Source organism: Halanaerobium sp. ST460_2HS_T2, from assembly GCF_003337665.1.
Lineage (GTDB): Bacteria > Bacillota > Halanaerobiia > Halanaerobiales > Halanaerobiaceae > Halanaerobium > Halanaerobium kushneri.
In genome coordinates this window covers 1-18093 of record NZ_QPJF01000037.1, presented here as the reverse complement: position 1 = coordinate 18093, position 18093 = coordinate 1, and the positions used below count along the sequence as shown (strand labels likewise).

The 18093-nt window shown below is 34.1% G+C and carries 17 protein-coding genes; all 17 read right to left on the bottom strand.

Going from position 1 to position 18093, the window contains the following annotated elements; all coding sequences use genetic code 11:
• Positions 1-57 precede the first annotated feature (57 nt).
• The 17 genes from DFR80_RS13815 to DFR80_RS13735 all read right to left on the bottom strand — a co-directional run bounded on the left by DFR80_RS13815 (position 58) and on the right by DFR80_RS13735 (position 17975).
• Positions 58-414, bottom strand: a complete 357-nt coding sequence (locus tag DFR80_RS13815; RefSeq protein ID WP_114490322.1) for a LacI family DNA-binding transcriptional regulator — start codon at positions 412-414, stop codon at positions 58-60.
• A 106-nt stretch (positions 415-520) separates the two neighbouring features.
• Complete coding sequence (locus DFR80_RS13810; RefSeq protein WP_233493904.1) at positions 521-1363, bottom strand: carbohydrate ABC transporter permease; 843 nt, start codon at positions 1361-1363, stop codon at positions 521-523.
• Positions 1364-1374: 11 nt separating this feature from the next.
• A complete protein-coding gene (locus DFR80_RS13805) occupies positions 1375-2244 on the bottom strand; it encodes a carbohydrate ABC transporter permease (RefSeq protein WP_076545316.1) in 870 nt (289 codons plus the stop codon).
• A 56-nt stretch (positions 2245-2300) separates the two neighbouring features.
• The gene (locus DFR80_RS13800; protein WP_076545317.1) at positions 2301-3575 is read right to left on the bottom strand and encodes an ABC transporter substrate-binding protein; all 1275 of its coding nucleotides are present in this window, start codon (positions 3573-3575) and stop codon (positions 2301-2303) included.
• A 147-nt stretch (positions 3576-3722) separates the two neighbouring features.
• Positions 3723-5030, bottom strand: a complete 1308-nt coding sequence (locus DFR80_RS13795) for a sulfatase (protein ID WP_076545318.1) — start codon at positions 5028-5030, stop codon at positions 3723-3725.
• A gap of 70 nt (positions 5031-5100) precedes the next feature.
• Positions 5101-7209, bottom strand: a complete 2109-nt coding sequence (locus tag DFR80_RS13790) for a glycogen debranching N-terminal domain-containing protein (RefSeq protein WP_076545319.1) — start codon at positions 7207-7209, stop codon at positions 5101-5103.
• A gap of 300 nt (positions 7210-7509) precedes the next feature.
• On the bottom strand, positions 7510-8442 hold the full coding sequence (arcC, locus tag DFR80_RS13785; RefSeq protein ID WP_076545320.1) for a carbamate kinase: 933 nt from the start codon (positions 8440-8442) through the stop codon (positions 7510-7512).
• 244 nt (positions 8443-8686) lie between these two features.
• The gene (fabF, locus tag DFR80_RS13780) at positions 8687-9925 is read right to left on the bottom strand and encodes a beta-ketoacyl-ACP synthase II (RefSeq protein WP_076545321.1); all 1239 of its coding nucleotides are present in this window, start codon (positions 9923-9925) and stop codon (positions 8687-8689) included.
• A 128-nt stretch (positions 9926-10053) separates the two neighbouring features.
• Positions 10054-10983 (bottom strand): ACP S-malonyltransferase, encoded by a 930-nt coding sequence (gene fabD / locus DFR80_RS13775; protein ID WP_076545322.1) that lies wholly within the window; start codon positions 10981-10983, stop codon positions 10054-10056.
• A 111-nt stretch (positions 10984-11094) separates the two neighbouring features.
• Positions 11095-12084 (bottom strand): beta-ketoacyl-ACP synthase III, encoded by a 990-nt coding sequence (locus tag DFR80_RS13770; RefSeq protein WP_076545323.1) that lies wholly within the window; start codon positions 12082-12084, stop codon positions 11095-11097.
• A 166-nt stretch (positions 12085-12250) separates the two neighbouring features.
• The gene (locus DFR80_RS13765; protein ID WP_076545324.1) at positions 12251-12856 is read right to left on the bottom strand and encodes a hypothetical protein; all 606 of its coding nucleotides are present in this window, start codon (positions 12854-12856) and stop codon (positions 12251-12253) included.
• Positions 12857-13162: 306 nt separating this feature from the next.
• A complete protein-coding gene (locus DFR80_RS13760) occupies positions 13163-14605 on the bottom strand; it encodes an ISLre2 family transposase (RefSeq protein WP_076545914.1) in 1443 nt (480 codons plus the stop codon).
• Between the two features lie 161 nt (positions 14606-14766).
• Positions 14767-15210, bottom strand: a complete 444-nt coding sequence (locus DFR80_RS13755) for an MOSC domain-containing protein (RefSeq protein ID WP_076545325.1) — start codon at positions 15208-15210, stop codon at positions 14767-14769.
• A gap of 30 nt (positions 15211-15240) precedes the next feature.
• A complete protein-coding gene (locus DFR80_RS13750) occupies positions 15241-15753 on the bottom strand; it encodes a molybdenum cofactor biosynthesis protein B (protein ID WP_076545376.1) in 513 nt (170 codons plus the stop codon).
• Complete coding sequence (moaC, locus tag DFR80_RS13745) at positions 15737-16231, bottom strand: cyclic pyranopterin monophosphate synthase MoaC (protein ID WP_076545326.1); 495 nt, start codon at positions 16229-16231, stop codon at positions 15737-15739. The genes DFR80_RS13750 and moaC overlap by 17 nt, the downstream gene beginning before the upstream one ends.
• A gap of 5 nt (positions 16232-16236) precedes the next feature.
• The gene (gene moaA / locus DFR80_RS13740) at positions 16237-17196 is read right to left on the bottom strand and encodes a GTP 3',8-cyclase MoaA (RefSeq protein WP_076545327.1); all 960 of its coding nucleotides are present in this window, start codon (positions 17194-17196) and stop codon (positions 16237-16239) included.
• A gap of 14 nt (positions 17197-17210) precedes the next feature.
• The gene (locus DFR80_RS13735; RefSeq protein WP_233493903.1) at positions 17211-17975 is read right to left on the bottom strand and encodes a substrate-binding domain-containing protein; all 765 of its coding nucleotides are present in this window, start codon (positions 17973-17975) and stop codon (positions 17211-17213) included.
• Between the last annotated feature and the right edge of the window lie 118 nt (positions 17976-18093).

The window sequence follows — 18093 nt, the reverse complement described above, 5'->3', positions numbered from 1 at the left end:
AATCTATTTTAAGAGTTTCTAAGAACAATTTATCCACAATTTTGCCTGTTGATAACTTTAAGTTTTTGCTATTTTAAAAAATGGGGAAACTCCTTCATTTTTATTTACCGGAGGTAGAGTTAAACTATAACCATGTTCAAATGCTACTTCACTAATTCCTTTTAAAAATTCCAGAAAAAACGGATCAGAAACAGATCTTGGAAAAGCTGGTAAAACCACAGCAATAATATTTGTATTTTTTTTTGCCAGGGCCTGAGCTACTTTGTGCGGTCTATAATCAAGTTTTTTAGCAATTTTTTTTATTTCATTTTTTGTAAATTCATTTACTCTGGGATCATCATTTAAAGCTCTAGAAACTGTAGATTTAGAGACACCAGCAAGTTTTGCTATATCTGACATTGTAATTTCTTCCATCTTTTTCACCACTTTTTAAATAAAAAGAGGCTGATTTCTCAGCCACTTTTTTTATTTTAACTGATACTCTTTTATTGTATATTTTAATAGCTTATAATTCAAGCAGCTATCCTTTGACTGAACCTGCAAGTATTCCCCTTACAAAATAACGCTGTAGGGCAAAGAAAATAATTAAGGGTACAACCATTGAAATAAATGCAGCTGAGGTTAATAAGTGCCAGTTCTGTCCGTAGGATCCTACCAGACTGGAAAGTTTTACTGTTAGAGGTGCAACCTCCTGAAAACCACCTAAATATATTAATGCAACTAAAAGATCATTCCAGACCCATAAAAATTGAAAAATAACTAATGATGCTATAGCCGGAACAGAAAGTGGTAAAGCCAGTTTATAAAATGAAGTCCAGATTGAAGCTCCATCAATATAGGCAGCCTCAAATAGGTCGTCTGGTAGAGATGAAAAGAAATTATGCAGCATAAAAACTGCAAAAGGAAGTCCATAACCAGTATGAGCAAGCCAGACCCCAACAAAAGTTCCAGATAAATTAAGGGCATTATAAATTTTTAGAACCGGAATAAATGTTAATTGTAGTGGAACTACAAGCAGACCAACAATAATTGTATAGACTACCGCTCTTCCTCTAAACTGTAATTTAGCCAGACCAAAAGCCGCAAAAGCTGCAACTAAAACAGGTAAGGCAGTTCCAAAAATAGCAATTATAAAACTATTACGAAAGGCATAAGCCATTCCACCCTGATTTAAAACTTGTTGATAATTTTCGATAGTAAATTGAGTAAACTTTAGAGGACTATTTAGAACTGTCCACCAACCAGTACTACTAACTTCTGATGCAGGTCTAAAAGAGGTGACTAATAATCCAATCGTTGGTAAAATCCAGATAAACATAAAAGCAATTATGAAAACATTGATTATAATCTTTGTAAAATTCATTTTCTTAAACATTATTGGTCTTCACCTCTCATCCGCTTAACATTCATAAATATTACAGGAATTACAAGTACAAATAATACTACTGCTATAGCACTTGCCCTGCCATAATTTCTATATTGAAACATTTCTTTATACATTCTGTTGGCAATAACCTCTGTTCCGTAATTACCATTTGTCATTACGTATACAATATCAAAAATCTTAAGTACATTAACTGCCATAGTAGTAGCAACTACTGCAATTGTAGGTTTCATATATGGTAAAATAATATGTCTAAAAACCTGCCATTCATTTGCTCCATCTACTCTTCCAGCCTCTAAGAGATCTTTAGGAATACCTTTATAAGCAGCGGATAAAATCACCATGGAAAATCCTGTCCAGATCCAGAGCCCTACAAAAATTAAGGCAAAATTATTCATTAATGGGCCCTGAATCAACCATCCCTTTGGCTGAAAACCTAATGATGTTAAAATCTGATTTAAAAGACCAATTTGATTTGCTCCCATAGGTTTATAATCATAGATAAATTTCCAGATAACACCTGCACCAACAAAGGAAACAGCCATCGGCATAAAGATTATAGATTTAGCAATCTTTTCATACTTTACTTTATCCACTAAAATAGCCATTAAAAGACCTAAACTTACTGTCCCAAAAGTAAAGAAAACAATCCACATTAAATTATTTCTAAAGGATGTCAGCATAGCTCTAGATGTAAATGCATAGATAAAGTTGTCAAGTCCTACAAATTCTTCCGATCTTCTCCCCATAAAACTAAAAATGAAAGTCTGTATTGATGGATAAATTAAAAATAATGTCAGAAAGAAAAGAGCAGGCCCTATAAATAGGGCCACCCATTTCTTTATATTTTTGTTATACATAACATTCCTCCCTCAGCAATCTCAAATATTCTGAATAAATTGCTGTTTCCAATCTTTTATTGATTATAAGTATCCTGAGAAATCGATTCTATATACTCAAGCACACCATCTAAATCCTGACCACTTACATAGTCTAAGATACCCTGCCAGAATGCTCCTGAACCAACTGCACCAGGCATTGAATCTGAACCATCAAATCTAAATGTTGGTGCTTCTCTTAACATTGCAGCCATCTGTCTTGTTAGATCATCAGGATAAACATTAGGATTAATATTTTTATTTACACCTAATTTACCTAATTCAGAAACAAAAATTGACTGGGCACCTGCTGTTGATACATATCTCATAAAGGCACGAGCTGCTGAAGTATCATTCATCATTCCAAACATACTAGCTGCACCAAGAACTGGTGTTCCGTATTCTTCATCGATTTCTGGGAAGGGGAAGAAATCATAATCCTCACCAGCAACTAATCCAGGATTATTATCTCTAATAAAACTGGTTATAAAACTTGCCTGACGGTGCATCATAGCCTGAGGAGGATCTGTAAATAATGCATTAGGAGCATCACCAAAGTTAGTTGCTAAAACAGCAGTAGGTGCTCCATAAGTATATTCTGGATCTTTTGCAATTTCACCAAAGATTTCAAAAGCTCTTTTTACTCTCGCATCTGTCCAGGGAATTTCATGATTTACCCATTGATCATATACTTCTGGATCTGTTGTTCTAAGCATGATATCTTCAATCCAATCAGTTCCAGGCCAGCCACTTGCAGCACCTGATTCTAAACCAATTGACCAGGGTGTATCTCCATTAGCAATCATTTCTTCCTGCAGCGCTTTTAATTCATCCCATGTTTCTGGAACTTCATATCCCTTAGCTGCAAATTCTTTTGGGTTATACCAGACTAAACTCTTTACGTCAGCAGAAATATACATTCCATAAAGATCTTCATTATAAGTACCAAGATCAATCCAGGTCTGACTGTATTCTTTATTCATTCTGTCCATATCAAGTACATTACTTAAATTAACAAGATCTCCTTCTTCTGCCAGCTGCTTCATCATTCCCACACCAGTTAAAGCAACAATATCTGGTGGGTTTCCAGCTTCTAAACGGGTGGTAACCAGAGTAGGTAAATCTCTAGTTCCTTCATACTGAACTTCAATACCTGTAGCCTTTTCGAAAGGTTCAACCATTTTCATAAAAGCATCCAGTTCCTGACCACCCCAGACAGCCATTACAGAAACTGAATCCTGCGCTAATGCTGCTGAAGAAAACATCCCTGCCATCAAAACAATACTTAAGATTAATAATAAAGCTTTTTTCATTAAAAATTCCTCCCTTTTTTATTTTGCAGCTTTAATTAGCTGCCTTATTTATTTTTAAGGAGATTATAGACTTATAAACTTATTCCTTAAGTACTAAGTTATTCATTATGAATTGAAAGTTATTTATTATGAATTTAAAATCAAATTTTATTCAAAGTCATTATCTTCTGCACTGTAAGCAGATAATTTATTAACAACAGCTCCTGCTGGTTTTTTAATTTTTCCCTCTAATAAAGGATCATCGGTATCTTCCATCCATTCTTTTAATTTTATTTTTAATTTCTGACAAATCTCATCATAATTTTGATTATTAATTAAATTATTCTTCTCCAGAGGATCCAGATATAGATCAAAGAGCATTTCCTTATCCCTTTTTTGATCCAAATAACCATTCTCTATTAAAAATTCTTTGCTTAAACCATCATCAATATTGGCTGCCACAGAATGCTCGTAGTCACCAAAAAATTTAATATATTTATATCTTTTAGTTCTCACAGCCCTCATAGGCTCATATGCAGCATGATAACTTACTTCAGCAAAAATTTCTTCTCTAATTTCTTCTTTTTCATCTCTTAATAAAGGTAAAATTGAATTTCCTTCTAAATAACCCGGGCTTTCTAAATTAAATATCTCGCAAATTGTTGGAAAAATATCCAACTGTGAAATTAAAGCATCAATGGATTTGCCTCTTTTGGGATTATCAGGAAACTTAAAAATTAGTGAAACACCAATTCCACTGTCAAAGAGTGTTGATTTCATCATTGGAAAAGCAATTCCATGGTCTGTTGTATAAATAATTAGAGAATTTTCTGCCATTCCTGCCTCTTTGATTGCTTTAAGAACTCTTCCCAAACATTTATCCGCTCTTTTGGCTGAAGTTAGAAAAGCTGCCATATCTTCTCTAGTTGCAGTATTATCTGGGATTTTTTCTGGTGTTTTTACATAATCCGGGTTAATCCCAGTTTCAATTTCATCAAATTCTCGATGAGTATATTCCATTCCGAAAGAAAAAAATAGCGGTTTATCACTTTCTCTATTATTAAGATATCTTTCTGTTTTTTCAACATTTATCCAGTCTTTTACCCTTTCTTCTTCCCTGTCAAGTATCAAATCATAGCCAATTACTTCCTTATCTGCTGCTTCATGCTGCATCCCGCAGAGAACTGTTTCAAAACCATTTCTGCTCAAAAATTGGACTAAGTGCTGGCTGTAATCGAGTTCAGCAAAACCTCGATGTGCTAAACCCAGCATTCCAGCTGCATGAGGTGTTCTTCCTGTCAGCATTCCAGCTCGACTGGGAGAACAGGTTGGTGCTGCACTAAAAGCCTGTCTAAAAAGAGTACCTTCTTGAGCGAGACTCATTAAATTTGGAGTTTCAACTTTATAGCCATAGGGTTCTATATATCTACCAGTATCATGAGTATGTAAATAAAAAATATTTTTAATCTCAGCCATTATTATTCTCCTTTGTGCAACCGGTTGCAATAATTTTTAAATCAATATTTAAATATAAGCTGCTATCTAATTAATCCATAATTATTTTTTCAATTTTTATTTCATCTGGAATCTTGATTTCATTAATTTTAATTTCTTTATTTTTTTTATAAATTTCAAAAGTCAGACTCTTATCACCCATACTAAGATTTTTAACTTTAATCTTATTCAGCCATTCCGGTAAACTTGGATTTATAATTACTTTATCTCTGCGTCCATCGATTTTCAAACCCAAAATTGTTTGCAAAAATAAAAATGCACTACCAGCTGCCCAGGCTTGAGGACTACAGCTAGTTGGATATTCTACAGTTTTACTCTCTTCATTAACATCAAAGCCACAATATAATTCGGGCAAACGTAAAAATTCAAAGTCAGCTGCCGCCTTGAAAATATCTGTAATCAGCTGAATGCTTTCTTTTTGATAGCCATATTTTTTTAACCCTTCAATAATTAAAGAGTTATCATGAGGCCAGATGCTCCCATTGTGATAGCTAATTGGATTATAGCCAAGATCACTATTGGCCATTGTTCTTAAACCCCTGCCGCTATTTAAATCACTTTTTAATAATCTCTTTATAAAAAGTTCCCCTTTTTTTTCTTCTATAATACCAGAATAATAGCCATGAGCAGGATTAGTTGTTAGAGAATCAATTTGATTTTTATTTTTATCCAGGCCAAGTACAAAGATTTCTTTTTCTGGATTCCAGAACTTTTGATTAAATCTTTCTTTAAGTTTTAGAGCCTCATTTTTTAACTTCTCAGCTTTTTCTTTTAATTTAAGTTCCTGATAAATTTCTGCCATCTCAAGTTTTGCCTGATAGACATAGGCCTGTACCTCTGCTAAAGCTATTGGTGGAACAGCGATTTCTCCCTTACTATTTATACTGGAATCTACTGAATCCTTCCACCCCTGATTGACAGTGAAATCTTCTGTTTGACTGGAAAATTCTACAAATAAATCATTATCTTTATCTCCATATTTATCGATCCAGCTTAATGCCAATTCCAAGTTGGGCATTAACTCTTTAATAAATTCAAGATCACCGGTCCAGCGATAATATTCCCCTGCTAAAACTATAAATAAAGGAGTAGCATCTATGGTACCATAATAAGGTGTATGGGGTATTTTTTTTAGATTTGCTAATTCACCAAATCTAAGTTCATGAAATATTTTGCCAGGCTCTTCTTCTCTTAAAGGATCAATTTTTTTACCCTGATAGGCTGCAAGAGTTTTTAGAGTTGCTCTGCTTAAATCAGGCTTAAAAATCAAGGTCTGCAGAGCTGTTATTATACTATCTCTACCGAAAGGAACTGCATACCATGGTATTCCAGCAATTGGCAGTTGACCATAACCAACATCAGAAGTCAAAGTTTTTAAATCAAGACTGCTTCTCTGGAGAAACTGATTAAAAATCTGATTATCAGTTTCAACCTGAAGAGAATTGTTAGTCCAATTTACATATCCGGCTTCTACTTTAGTTTTTATTTGACTAAAATTATTATATAATTCTGCTTTTGCGTCAGGATTGGATTCAGATGAATCTTCAGTTTTAATTGAGAGAGTAATTTCTTTTTCTTCCCCTGCATCCAGCTCAAATTCAAATTTAACTTTATTTTGTTTATATAAACATAAATCGGATTCACTTGCAATGATAACTGATCGCTCAACTTTATCTAAACCATGATAAATTAATTTTAAATAATTATTTGTTGTGGTTTTTTTTACTCTTTTCCTTTCCAAATCTTCTTTAAAATATTTTCTGACTTCAAAAATATCTAAAAAGTCAGCATCAATTTCAATTTCTAAACAGATTTTTTTCTGGTTGTGAGCATAATTTTTAATTTTAAAATTGTCATAAAATACATTATCAACTAAAGTTTCTTTTCGTTTAACAAGTATTTTGCCTTCAGCAAGCTGATTGGTTTGAGCATTTGTAAGTAAAATTTCATTAAAAAGATTATCTTTAGTTTCAGATTTTAATACCAGTAATTTTTCTCCATTGAGTAATAAATTATATTTACTTAAATAACGAGTATCATTACGATAAAGACCATTCTGATCAAATTCTGCTTTAACTATATCAGCACTCCGATCAGTAATTAAAAATATATCATCGTTTTTAATAACATTATAATCCATTAGCACTCTCCTATGTTAATTTGTCAAAATATTATGTATTAAATACAACCGGTTGCAATAACCCAAAAAAATATATATTATAATTTTTAAAAATTTAAGAAATAATATATATTTATTCGAATTTTTTAAATATTATGTTGCAAATTAATAATACCATTATTTTATTCTGTTGTAAAGAAAATTTTAAAAAAAGAAGAAAATAATTAAAATTGCTACGGCTAAATTATTCCAGCCTCTACTTTGATTGTATAAGTATATTAATTATTTTCTTCTTTACATATTAACTGTTCTTATTTGAAGTTAATCTTTATATATTATTGTACCCGCCTCACCTTTTACAGCATCTATAACTTTATTCAGGGAAGTAATAACAGCTTTTTCACCACCATCTCGCACAAATTTAACTGCTGACTCTACTTTAGGTGCCATACTTCCTTTCCCAAACTGCCCCTCTGCCAGATGCTTTTCAATCTCTTTGATAGAGATTTGCCCCAGAGCTTCTTCCTCAGCAGTACCATAATTAATCATTACATTATCTACATCTGTCAGAATTAAAAAGAAATCTGAAGCAGTATTTTGAGCTAAAATACATCCCGCTCTATCTTTATCAATAACTGCTTCGACTCCCTTTAATTCATTTTCTTTTTCTACTACCGGGATCCCTCCACCACCAGCAGCTATGACAATCCTGTTATTTTCAATTAAATCATTAATTAAATCTTTTTCCATAATTTTAAGTGGTCTGGGGGAGGGAACAACTCTTCTCCAGCCGCGCCCGCTATCTTCTATCCATTTTTCGCCTTTTTCTCTTTCCTGTTTTTGCGCATGCTTTTTATCAAAAAATGGTCCAACTGGTTTTGAAGGTTTATCAAAAGCCGAATCATTCTGATCAACTAAAACCTGAGTTACAACCGAAGTACTATGTATATTAATTTTTTTATCCTTAAAAACATTTAACAAACTATTTTGAATCATATATCCAATAAACCCCTGGGTTTGAGCTCCACAAAAATCAAGTGGTAAAGCCGGAATATTATTGGCAGCAGCCTGCTGTAATAAAATATTTCCCACCTGTGGTCCATTACCGTGAGTAATCACAATTTCATGACCCAGAGCAGCCAGTTCTCCTATCTGCAGACAGCTCTGATATACATTATTCATCTGTTCTGCTGCGGTTCCTTCCTGTCCTGGTTTTAAAATTGCATTTCCACCTAAAGCGATTGTCAGTCTCATCCTATAACCTCCAGATAAATATTAATTTTAAATTAAAAAATTAAATATAATTTAACTATATAACAATAATATAATATATTTCTGAAAATTACAACATATTTTTGCGGAATAATGCTCAATAATGAAAATAAAAAAGCTGCCCTCACAATTAGGACAGATCTGACAACCGGTAATTTGTAAATTAAATAATATGTACCTGGTACAAAACCAGAACTATGTACCAGGTACAGAAATGATAATCTATTTACTTATATTTTTTAATAACAACACAGGCATTCTGCCCTCCAAAACCAAAAGAATTGCTAAGAGCAGCATTCAATTCGGCTTCACCAGCCTGATTGGGCTGATAATTAAGATCACAGCCTTCACCTGCTTCTTCAAAGTTGATAGTAGGAGGTACAATATTTTCATTAACTGCCATTGCAGAAATAATAGCCTCTACTCCACCAGCAGCCCCCAATAAATGACCGGTCATTGATTTTGTAGAAGAAACCTTCAGCTTATAAGCATGATCTCCAAAAAGATTTTTAATTGCTGTTGATTCATACTTATCATTTAGCGGTGTGGAAGTTCCATGAGCATTAATATAATTAATTTCTTCTGGTGCTAGACCGGCTCTATCAATTGCAGCCTTCATTGCTCTAACAGCACCCTCTCCTTCTGGTGCTGGTGAAGTAATATGATAAGCATCACCTGATGCACCATAACCAACCACTTCAGCTATAATATTTGCTCCTCGCTTTTTAGCATTCTCTAAAGTTTCTAAAATTACAATACCAGAACCTTCGCCAATCACAAATCCATCTCTATCTTTATCAAAAGGGCGACTGGCCTTTTCTGGCTCATCATTTCTGGTTGAGAGAGCTTTCATATTACCAAAACCTGCAACTGCAGATGGAGTAATTGAAGCTTCTGTACCACCAGCAATCATAATATCAGCAGCACCTCTTTTAATAGTCTCAAAAGCTTCTCCAATTGCTGTTGTAGCAGATGCACAGGCTGTTACTGTGTTCATGTTTGGACCTTTTGCACCTGAATATATCGCAACATTACCAGCAGCCATGTTGGAAATCATCATTGGAATAAAGAAAGGACTAACTCTTCTGGGGCCCCTTTTATTCAATTTTGCCACCTGTTCTTCAAAAACTTCAATTCCACCAATACCAGATCCAACTATAACACCTGCTCTGTCAGCAATTTCATCAGTAATTTCTAAATCTGCATTTTCCAGAGCTTTCATTGCAGAAACAATGGCATACTGACTGTAAAGTGCCAGACGCTTTGCTTCTTTACGCTCTATGTATTCTCCTGGATCAAAATCTTTAATCTCAGCTCCAATCTGACTTGGAAAATCTGAAGCATCAAAATTTTCAATCCTGGAAACACCTGATTTTCCAGATTTAATATTTTCCCAGAATTCTTCTAGCTCGGTTCCTAAAGCATGGACAACACCGGCACCTGTAATTACAACTCTTTTACTCATTTAATTAATCTCCTCCTAAATCAATCTGATTAAAATAATTTATCTTATTTCATTCAGTAAAACACTATAAATTTTAATTTTCACATTTAACCACTTAAATATATATAATCTTAAAGTTCATTGATTATTTATTTTAATTTCTTTAATGTCTTTTTCAGACTTTTTTCATCTTCAACATTATAAGCATTTAGAGAACGGTCAATTCTTCTCATCAAGCCCTTTAAAACTCTCCCAGGACCAACTTCAATATAGTCTTCATAACCATCGGCTTTAAAACGTTCAATTGTCTCTACCCAGCGCACACTGTTATCCAGCTGTTTAATCAATGCAGATTTAATTTCACTGTTTGTCTTTACATAATCAGCTGTAACATTGGCGATTAAAGGAATCTGAGCATCATTAAAATCTACTGCTTCAATAGTATTTTTTAATTCTTCTTTTGCAGGTTCCATTAAAGGTGAATGAAAAGCTCCACTAACTGACAGTGGAATAACTCTTTTGGCTCCCTTTTCAGACAGCATTTTTTCAGCTTTACCTACAGCTTCTACCTCACCAGAAATAACTACCTGTCCGGGAGAATTATAATTGGCTACTGTAACAATACCATCAACCTCTTTTAAAACCTGTTCTACTTCTTCATCCGCAAGTCCTATTACTGCAGCCATAGTACCCTTACCATCTGGATCAGCCTGATCCATCAGCACACCACGACGGCGTACTAACTTTAAACCATCTTCAAAACTAAGCACCCCGGCTGCATGAAGTGCTGAATATTCTCCCAGACTGTGTCCGGCGGCTGCAGCTGGTTTAAGCCCATTTGCAGCTAGAACAGAATTTACCATTGCACTTACAGTATAAATCGCAGGCTGTGTATTTTTAGTATTATTTAAGTTTTCTTCCGGGCCATTGAAAATCATATCTTTTAAATCAAAATCAAGAATCTGATTGGCCTCATCCAGAACTTTTTTCGCTTCATCATAATTTTCATATAATTCTTTCCCCATACCAACATACTGTGAACCCTGTCCTGAGAACATAAACACTAAATTATCACTCATTTGAAAAGCCTCCAGTTAAATATTTTTTAACTCAGTTTTTAAATTTATTTGAATTAGCTATTTTTTTAAATTTCTTTAAAACAAATGATTTTTTATATAATAGTAAATTAATTATTTAAGATCATTCCACTCCATAACCGCGGATGCCCAGGTTAAACCAGCACCAAAAGCAACTAAAACAACCCGATCACCATTTTGGACAAGACCTTTTTCTTTTGCTTCTGCCAGAGCAATCGGAACTGAAGCAGCAGAAGTATTACCGTATTCAGGCAAATTAACATAAACTTGATCATCAGATAATTTTAATCTCTTTGCTGCTGCACCAATAATTCTGGTATTGGCCTGATGGGGAACTAATAAATCAACTTCCTCTTTTTTCATTCCAGCCTTTTTGAGCACCTTCAGAGAAGCTTTGCCCATTGTCTTAACAGCAAATTTAAATACTGGGTTACCTTCCATATAAAGATAATGGCCGTTATTATCAACTGTTTCATGAGATGCAGGTTGTCTTGAACCACCAGCTGGTTGATAGAGAGCATCTGCTCCCGAACCATCTGAACCTAAGTCTGTAGCCAGAATTCCACCCTTTTCTGTTGCCGAAAGCACAGCAGCTCCTGCCCCATCACCAAATAAGACACAGGTTCCTCTGTCTTCCCAGTTCATTATTTTAGAAAGAACTTCAGTTCCGATAACCATTACATGCTCATACATTCCTGATTCAATAAAATTAGCTGCGACACTAACTCCATATACAAAGCCAGAGCAGCCAGCTTCCAGATCAAAAGCTGCCGCATTTGTGGCTCCAATCTTATCCTGAATAATACAGGCAGTAGCAGGAAACATCATATCCGGCGTGATTGTTGCTACAACAATCAAATCCAGATCTTCTGGCTTCAAATCAGCATCTTTTAATGCTTCTCTAGCAGCTTCAGCTCCTAAATCTGATGCCGCCTGATCATCAGCAGCTATTCTTCTTTTTTCAATTCCTGTTCTGGTTTTAATCCATTCATCACTTGTATCTACTATGTCTTCTAAATCATGATTTGTCATTACTTTTTCCGGGAGATATTTCCCCAGACCTGTTATAGTTGCTCTACGCAAAATATTCACCTTCCTTAGATTGTCTATATGTAATTTATCATTTTTTCGACTCTTAGTCAAGTTTAGCAAAAAAAATAATAAGGTGCCGGGAACCCGGGAAATTTTGGAATAATAATGGGAACTTTAATTACTAAAATTTCTCAGGTGACCGGTCCGGAAGTTTAAACTAAAATAATCCAAGCTGGCATTTTACTATTTTTATATCCTGTTCTTTAACAATTTTCCCGACCTGGGGAACAGACATTTTAAGTAAATCTGCCAGAAGATGAGCCTGATAACAGGTCATTTTTTCTGGTTGGATAATAAATGGTAAATCCATAAGTTTTCCCGCCGAAAGAAGTGTGTTAGTATTTATTTTAACATTTGCTCTATTTTTTACCATTTTTGCCGAATCTTTTTCGGGCTGATCGTTATTTTCGAGATAAAAAAGCAAATCAGGATTTAAAAAATTGATAATAGTATTACCTTCAATAAAAAGTCTTTCGATATCATCATCCAGTAAGTTCCGAGCCAACTGATAAGCACTGGGAAGTTCTGCCGCTGGACTTTCTAAAAGTATTACTTTATCTGCCCCATGCTCAACAACCCTTGCTGTATCAGTACCTGTCTGATTAATTACCTTAGGATCATTAATTACCTTGTATTGATCAAGCTCATTGTTGACCGATGTTTTAATAACTGCAGTTTTAGCACAGCTATCTTCTAACATTAAGGAAATTAAAGTCGTCTTACCAGCTTTACTGGCAGAAGCACTGACTCCTATCATTTCCATAATTATTCCTCCTCATAGAATTCAATTTATAACTCATCATAGTTTGTGTTAATTTTCACCATAATTAGATGGCTACATTAAAATAGTAAAGGATTATCCGAAAAAAATCAAATTCTAAATCTTAAAAGTTTGTGTCAAGCTTTTGTGGGAGACTTTTTCCTCACAAAGACAAAATCTTATGTTTTCTTTATTTAGATTCATTTTTAAGCTTAAATCTTAGTTAATATTAGCTTTATTTTTTCAGCTCTAGGTTAACACTATTTTTAGACATACTTCTCCTATAGATAGCATAATCTATTTAAACAGTTAAATTATTGGGTTATTTGTCATTGGATCTGATATATTTTTTAGTCCTTTAACCCAGTCCTGACCTGATTTTGGTCCTTTAAGAGCAGGCATTGTAGCCCTTAATACTTCAGATTCTGATCTGGAATATTTCTTCTGCACATTGTTATATACTTTTCTTAAATCATCTGTTTTAAACTTCCAGTTAAGCTTGTTTAAATACCTTTCTAAGCTATCATTTCTATCTGCTATTATTATCTTTGCTAAATTCCTGGCACCTTTTCTAGACCATCTCATACCTCGTTTTTTGAATCTATTGGCCAGTACTTTATCTATATTGGATTCCATCGCTCCAAGTCCTCTTATTTCTTCAGGTAAACCTAAATCCTTTTTCTTTTGTTTATGCTTTTTATCTCGAATAAATTCCCAATTTTTTAAGAGATATTTTTTGAGTTGATCTACTTTCTTTTTATCTTTTTCTTTATGCCTGTACTGTCTTGCTTTCTTTAGATTTTCTCTTAGCTTATCTATATCATTTTCCTCTATATTATCCAGTAATTTAGGAACAAACTCTGATCTGCCGAGCTTTCTAAAAAACTTTTTGTTTAAGTGATATTCATCCAGAAATCTGACCTTTACCTGCGGTATATATTCATTACCTGTTGTTATCCATTCAGCTCCATCTCCACATAAAACTGAAATGCTGCCATTACTGAAAGAGTAGTCTTCATACATTTCTGCAGCAGTTTCTTTCCAGAACTCATCACTGCTAAATACTCCGCCATAATATTTTTTGCCAGTCAAATTGTATTCATCACTCATAGGATGTCTTTTTTCCCACCCCTGATAACTCATACCAAGCTTGAGTTCTCCTTTTTCTTTATCATCATTTTGAAGTGGAATATGAATACCATCTGCTTCTACGAAAAGATGATCTATTTCTTTTCTATCTCCATCTTTATCATCTGGTATCAGCCCATCTCTAAAGAAATCAAGCTGCTTTGTTTCAGCTTCTTTACTGAGCTTATCTCCTTCTCTCTGGACCCAGTTAAAAATGGCTGTATGACTGGCTGAAGCTTCTAAAATATTATCTATTTTATCTGCAGCCTTTCTATATGGCAGTTCCTGGACCAGATCCAGGGCTATTTCTTTTAAAGCAGGGGACTGCCTTTCATTGGCAGGAATATTTAAATATTCATCCAGCAAAAATCTAAACTCATCATTAGAATCTTTGTAGTATCTTCTTTCGATAGTCACATCACCAAAAAGGGTGTCAATAGTTCTCTTTTTGATATCTTTAAGTTTAAATTTATCTTTGTCTCTGTTTTCCATGATAGTTTGATCAATATTCTCTAAAATTTTTTTGAATGTTTCTTGAGCCTGTTTGCAGACCAATCTAAAAAATTCTTTCTCTACATCCTTGAAATTATTTTTGTTTTGTAATATTCTTAAATCAAGTTCCAAGGGGCCTCACTCCTTTCTTTTAGAATTGTCCTTGTGAGGCTCCTTCTTTATTTATTTTAAAATTCCTGCCTATTTACATAAATCAATTCTTAAATCCCACTTTTATTTTACACTAACATCTTAAAATCAACAATTTTATATATTTTCCTAAAGTTTAACTTCTAATTATTTAACAGTTCAATTTTATCTCCGGGCTTAATTATTCCTCCCTTAATTACCCTGGCAAATACTCCTTCTCGGGGCATGACACAATCACCAATGGTCTGCATTATCTCACAGTCATGATGACACTTTTTGCCTATCTGAGTAATCTCCAACAAAATTTCGTCATTAATTCTTATTTTCTGGCCTACAGGTAGCTTAAATAAATTTTCTATTCCTTCTGTTGTTATATTCTCAGCAAAATCTCCAAATTTCAGTTCAAATCCCTGTCCACGCATTTTATCAATACTGCTGTTATCTAAAAGACTCAGCTGACGATGCCATTTTCCTGCATGAGCATCACCTTTAAGACCATAGTTTGCTATAAGTTCCCCCTTATCAATTTCTCTTTTTGTTGTCCCTTTTTCTTTACTTAAACAGACTGCTTTTACCTTTGCTTCCATTTACTCCACCTCTTAAAATAATTTTAGTTTTTAACTTTTCTGGTGTTCAGTTATTTTCCCCTTTAAAATTTTAACTCCATGGGGAATAATCTCAATTGCTGCCTCCAGACATTCCCGGACTGCTTTAGGACTGCCTGGAAAATTTATAATTAGAGTCTGTTTTCTAATTCCCGCCCTGGCTCGTGACAGTGCAGCTTGAGGAGTAATAGAAATTGTTTCAGCTCTTATTTTCTCTGGAATCCCTGGTACCTCTTTTTCAATAACCTCTAATGTAGCCTCAGGGGTGATATCGCGTTTAGCAAAACCTGTCCCACCAGTAGTTAAAATTAAATCTGCCACTTTTTGATCGGCAATTTTAATTAAAGTTTCTTTTATTTCTTCTTTTTCATCAGCAATTATTTCTTCATAAACAATATCAGCACCGATATTTTCCATCATCTTCTTAATTACAGGACCACTGAGATCTTTTCTTTCTCCTTTAGAACCTTTATCACTAATTGTTAAAACCGCTGTTCTTATATGAAAATTACTCTTCTCGCTCATAAATTCCACTCTTCCCTCCAGCTTTATAAATTAAACGAACATTATTGATTTCCATTGATTTATCAACTGCCTTTGTCATATCATATATTGTAAGAGCTGCCAGATTGACAGCTGTTAAAGCCTCCATTTCAACACCAGTCTGGCCGCTGTTTTTAACTTCTGCTGTGATTTTAATTTTATCATCAAAATTTAGATCAAAATCAACTTTAATGCTGCTCAATAAAAGCGGATGACACATCGGTATTAAGTCCGAAGTCTTTTTGGCGCCGGTTATTCCTGCTATTCTGGCTGTTTCTAAAACAGAACCTTTTTTTACAGTGCCGGTTTTTATCATTTTTAAAGTTTCAGCTTTCATCTTAATTTCACCTGCAGCTCTGGCAGTTCTCTGAGTTATTTTTTTTTCGGAAACATCCACCATCTTCACTTTTCCATTTTGATCAAGATGAGAAAATTCTTTTTTTGAAATTTCTTGATTCATTTTATTTAGCCTCCAATTTGGGACATATTTCTATTATAATTCTGCCGCTCAAAACTAAGAGAATGTCGAACTGGTTTAACTTGCAGTGCCTGTCTATAAGCAATTTTTATTTCAGCATCAGTCATAGCTTTAATTTTTATTTCCTGATTACCAGCCAAACATGGTTTAAATCTGCCATCTGCAGTTAAACGCAGCCGATTACAGCTGCTGCAAAAATGTTCACTTAAAGCTGAAATAAATCCAATTGTTCCTGCTGCTCCTTCTATTTTAAAATACCTTGCTGGCCCACTTCCCTTAATGTCAGACGGCAGTAGCTTATATCTGTTCTTAATTAATTCCATTATTTCTCTACTGCTAATAAATTTTTCTGCTTTTGCCTCACCACCCAGAGGCATATATTCTATAAACCTGACACTCAAATTTTCTTTACGAGTCAATTCGATAAAATCAAATAATTCATCATCGTTGATTCCACGCATAACAACAACATTAAGTTTAACCGGATTTAATTTTACTTTCAAAGCAGCTTTTATTCCATTTAAAACCTCTGATAGGTTATCTCTTCTGGAAATTTTTTTAAACTTTGCTGGATTGAGAGTATCAAGAGAAATATTAATCCTTTTTAGACCTGCTTTTTTTAATTCTCTAGCTTTTTCAGCAAGTAAAACTGCATTCGACGTCATAGAAATATCCTCTAAATCAAGCTTATTTAATGCTGAAATAAAGTCTTCTACTCCCAGCCTGACCAGAGGCTCACCACCCGTAATTCGCACTTTTTTTATACCCAGTTTAATCCCTATTTTCACTATCCGCAAAATATCTTCATAACTTAAGATTTCCTGATGATCTTTGCTTTCAACACCATCCGCAGGCATACAATAACGGCAGCGGAGATTGCAGCGGTCAGTAATTGAAATTCTCAAATAATCAATTTCTCTTCCCAGATGATCCTTCAATTTCTGCATTTTAGTGCCTCCATTTATAAATCCAGAATTCTAATTTCACCTGTCTTACGACACTGATATCCTCCCAGATTTTCAATTTTATTTTTTATTTCTTCCTGCTTTATTAAGTTTATCAAATCCTGAATCTGAGGATAATCTAAAATTTCTTCTCGGAAAATAAGATCATATTTTTCCTCAGCCAGTGGTAAAAAATCTACATCCATTACCTCTGCAGCAGCTCTAATACCCAGAGCGGCATCCGCCGAACCTCTTCCCACAGCCGCTGCTGCAGCTATATGAGTAAATTCTTCTTTTGTATAGCCATTAATCTGAACTGGGGCAATATCATTCTGCTCAAGTAAATAGTCAAATAAAACTCTTGTTCCCGCTCCACGCTGACGATTTACATAATTGACATCTTTGTCAATTAAATCATTAATATTGCTTATACCTTTTGGATTGCCTTTTTTGAGATACAGTCCCTGTTTGCGATGGACTAAATTTAAAATAACCATTTTACTACCCTTAAAAAGATCTTTTAAATGTTTAATATTATATTCCCCAGTCTCAGGATCAAGCAAATGTGCTCCAGCAAGTTGAGATTCATTGCGTCTAAGGGCTGTCAATCCAGCCATTGATCCCACTGTTTGCAGCTTCAAATCAAAATTATATCCCCTTTTACGCAGCTGATTTCTGATTAAGTCCAGACTCAAATCATGACTGCCGATTAAGAGCAGGTCATTTTTTATTTTATTTCTTTCTTTTAATAAAATAACAGGTGCTTTATCTCCAGAATGCATTCCTTCTTTGTTTTCTGCAATTCAAGGAGTTTCCCCATTTTTTAAAATAGCAAAAACTTAAAGTTATCAACAGGCAAAATTGTGGATAAATTGTTCTTAGAAACTCTTAAAATAGATT

What these genes read in the sequence shown, in the direction of transcription:
- DFR80_RS13815 (WP_114490322.1), bottom strand. Translation starts at nt 414, where the DNA reads ATGGAAGAAATTACAATGTCAGATATAGCAAAACTTGCTGGTGTCTCT.
- DFR80_RS13810 (WP_233493904.1), bottom strand. Translation starts at nt 1,363, where the DNA reads ATGAATTTTACAAAGATTATAATCAATGTTTTCATAATTGCTTTTATG.
- DFR80_RS13805 (WP_076545316.1), bottom strand. Translation starts at nt 2,244, where the DNA reads ATGTATAACAAAAATATAAAGAAATGGGTGGCCCTATTTATAGGGCCT.
- DFR80_RS13800 (WP_076545317.1), bottom strand. Translation starts at nt 3,575, where the DNA reads ATGAAAAAAGCTTTATTATTAATCTTAAGTATTGTTTTGATGGCAGGG.
- DFR80_RS13795 (WP_076545318.1), bottom strand. Translation starts at nt 5,030, where the DNA reads ATGGCTGAGATTAAAAATATTTTTTATTTACATACTCATGATACTGGT.
- DFR80_RS13790 (WP_076545319.1), bottom strand. Translation starts at nt 7,209, where the DNA reads ATGGATTATAATGTTATTAAAAACGATGATATATTTTTAATTACTGAT.
- arcC (WP_076545320.1), bottom strand. Translation starts at nt 8,442, where the DNA reads ATGAGACTGACAATCGCTTTAGGTGGAAATGCAATTTTAAAACCAGGA.
- fabF (WP_076545321.1), bottom strand. Translation starts at nt 9,925, where the DNA reads ATGAGTAAAAGAGTTGTAATTACAGGTGCCGGTGTTGTCCATGCTTTA.
- fabD (WP_076545322.1), bottom strand. Translation starts at nt 10,983, where the DNA reads ATGAGTGATAATTTAGTGTTTATGTTCTCAGGACAGGGTTCACAGTAT.
- DFR80_RS13765 (WP_076545324.1), bottom strand. Translation starts at nt 12,856, where the DNA reads ATGGAAATGATAGGAGTCAGTGCTTCTGCCAGTAAAGCTGGTAAGACG.
- DFR80_RS13755 (WP_076545325.1), bottom strand. Translation starts at nt 15,210, where the DNA reads ATGGAAGCAAAGGTAAAAGCAGTCTGTTTAAGTAAAGAAAAAGGGACA.
- DFR80_RS13750 (WP_076545376.1), bottom strand. Translation starts at nt 15,753, where the DNA reads ATGAGCGAGAAGAGTAATTTTCATATAAGAACAGCGGTTTTAACAATT.
- moaC (WP_076545326.1), bottom strand. Translation starts at nt 16,231, where the DNA reads ATGAATCAAGAAATTTCAAAAAAAGAATTTTCTCATCTTGATCAAAAT.
- moaA (WP_076545327.1), bottom strand. Translation starts at nt 17,196, where the DNA reads ATGCAGAAATTGAAGGATCATCTGGGAAGAGAAATTGATTATTTGAGA.
- DFR80_RS13735 (WP_233493903.1), bottom strand. Translation starts at nt 17,975, where the DNA reads ATGCATTCTGGAGATAAAGCACCTGTTATTTTATTAAAAGAAAGAAAT.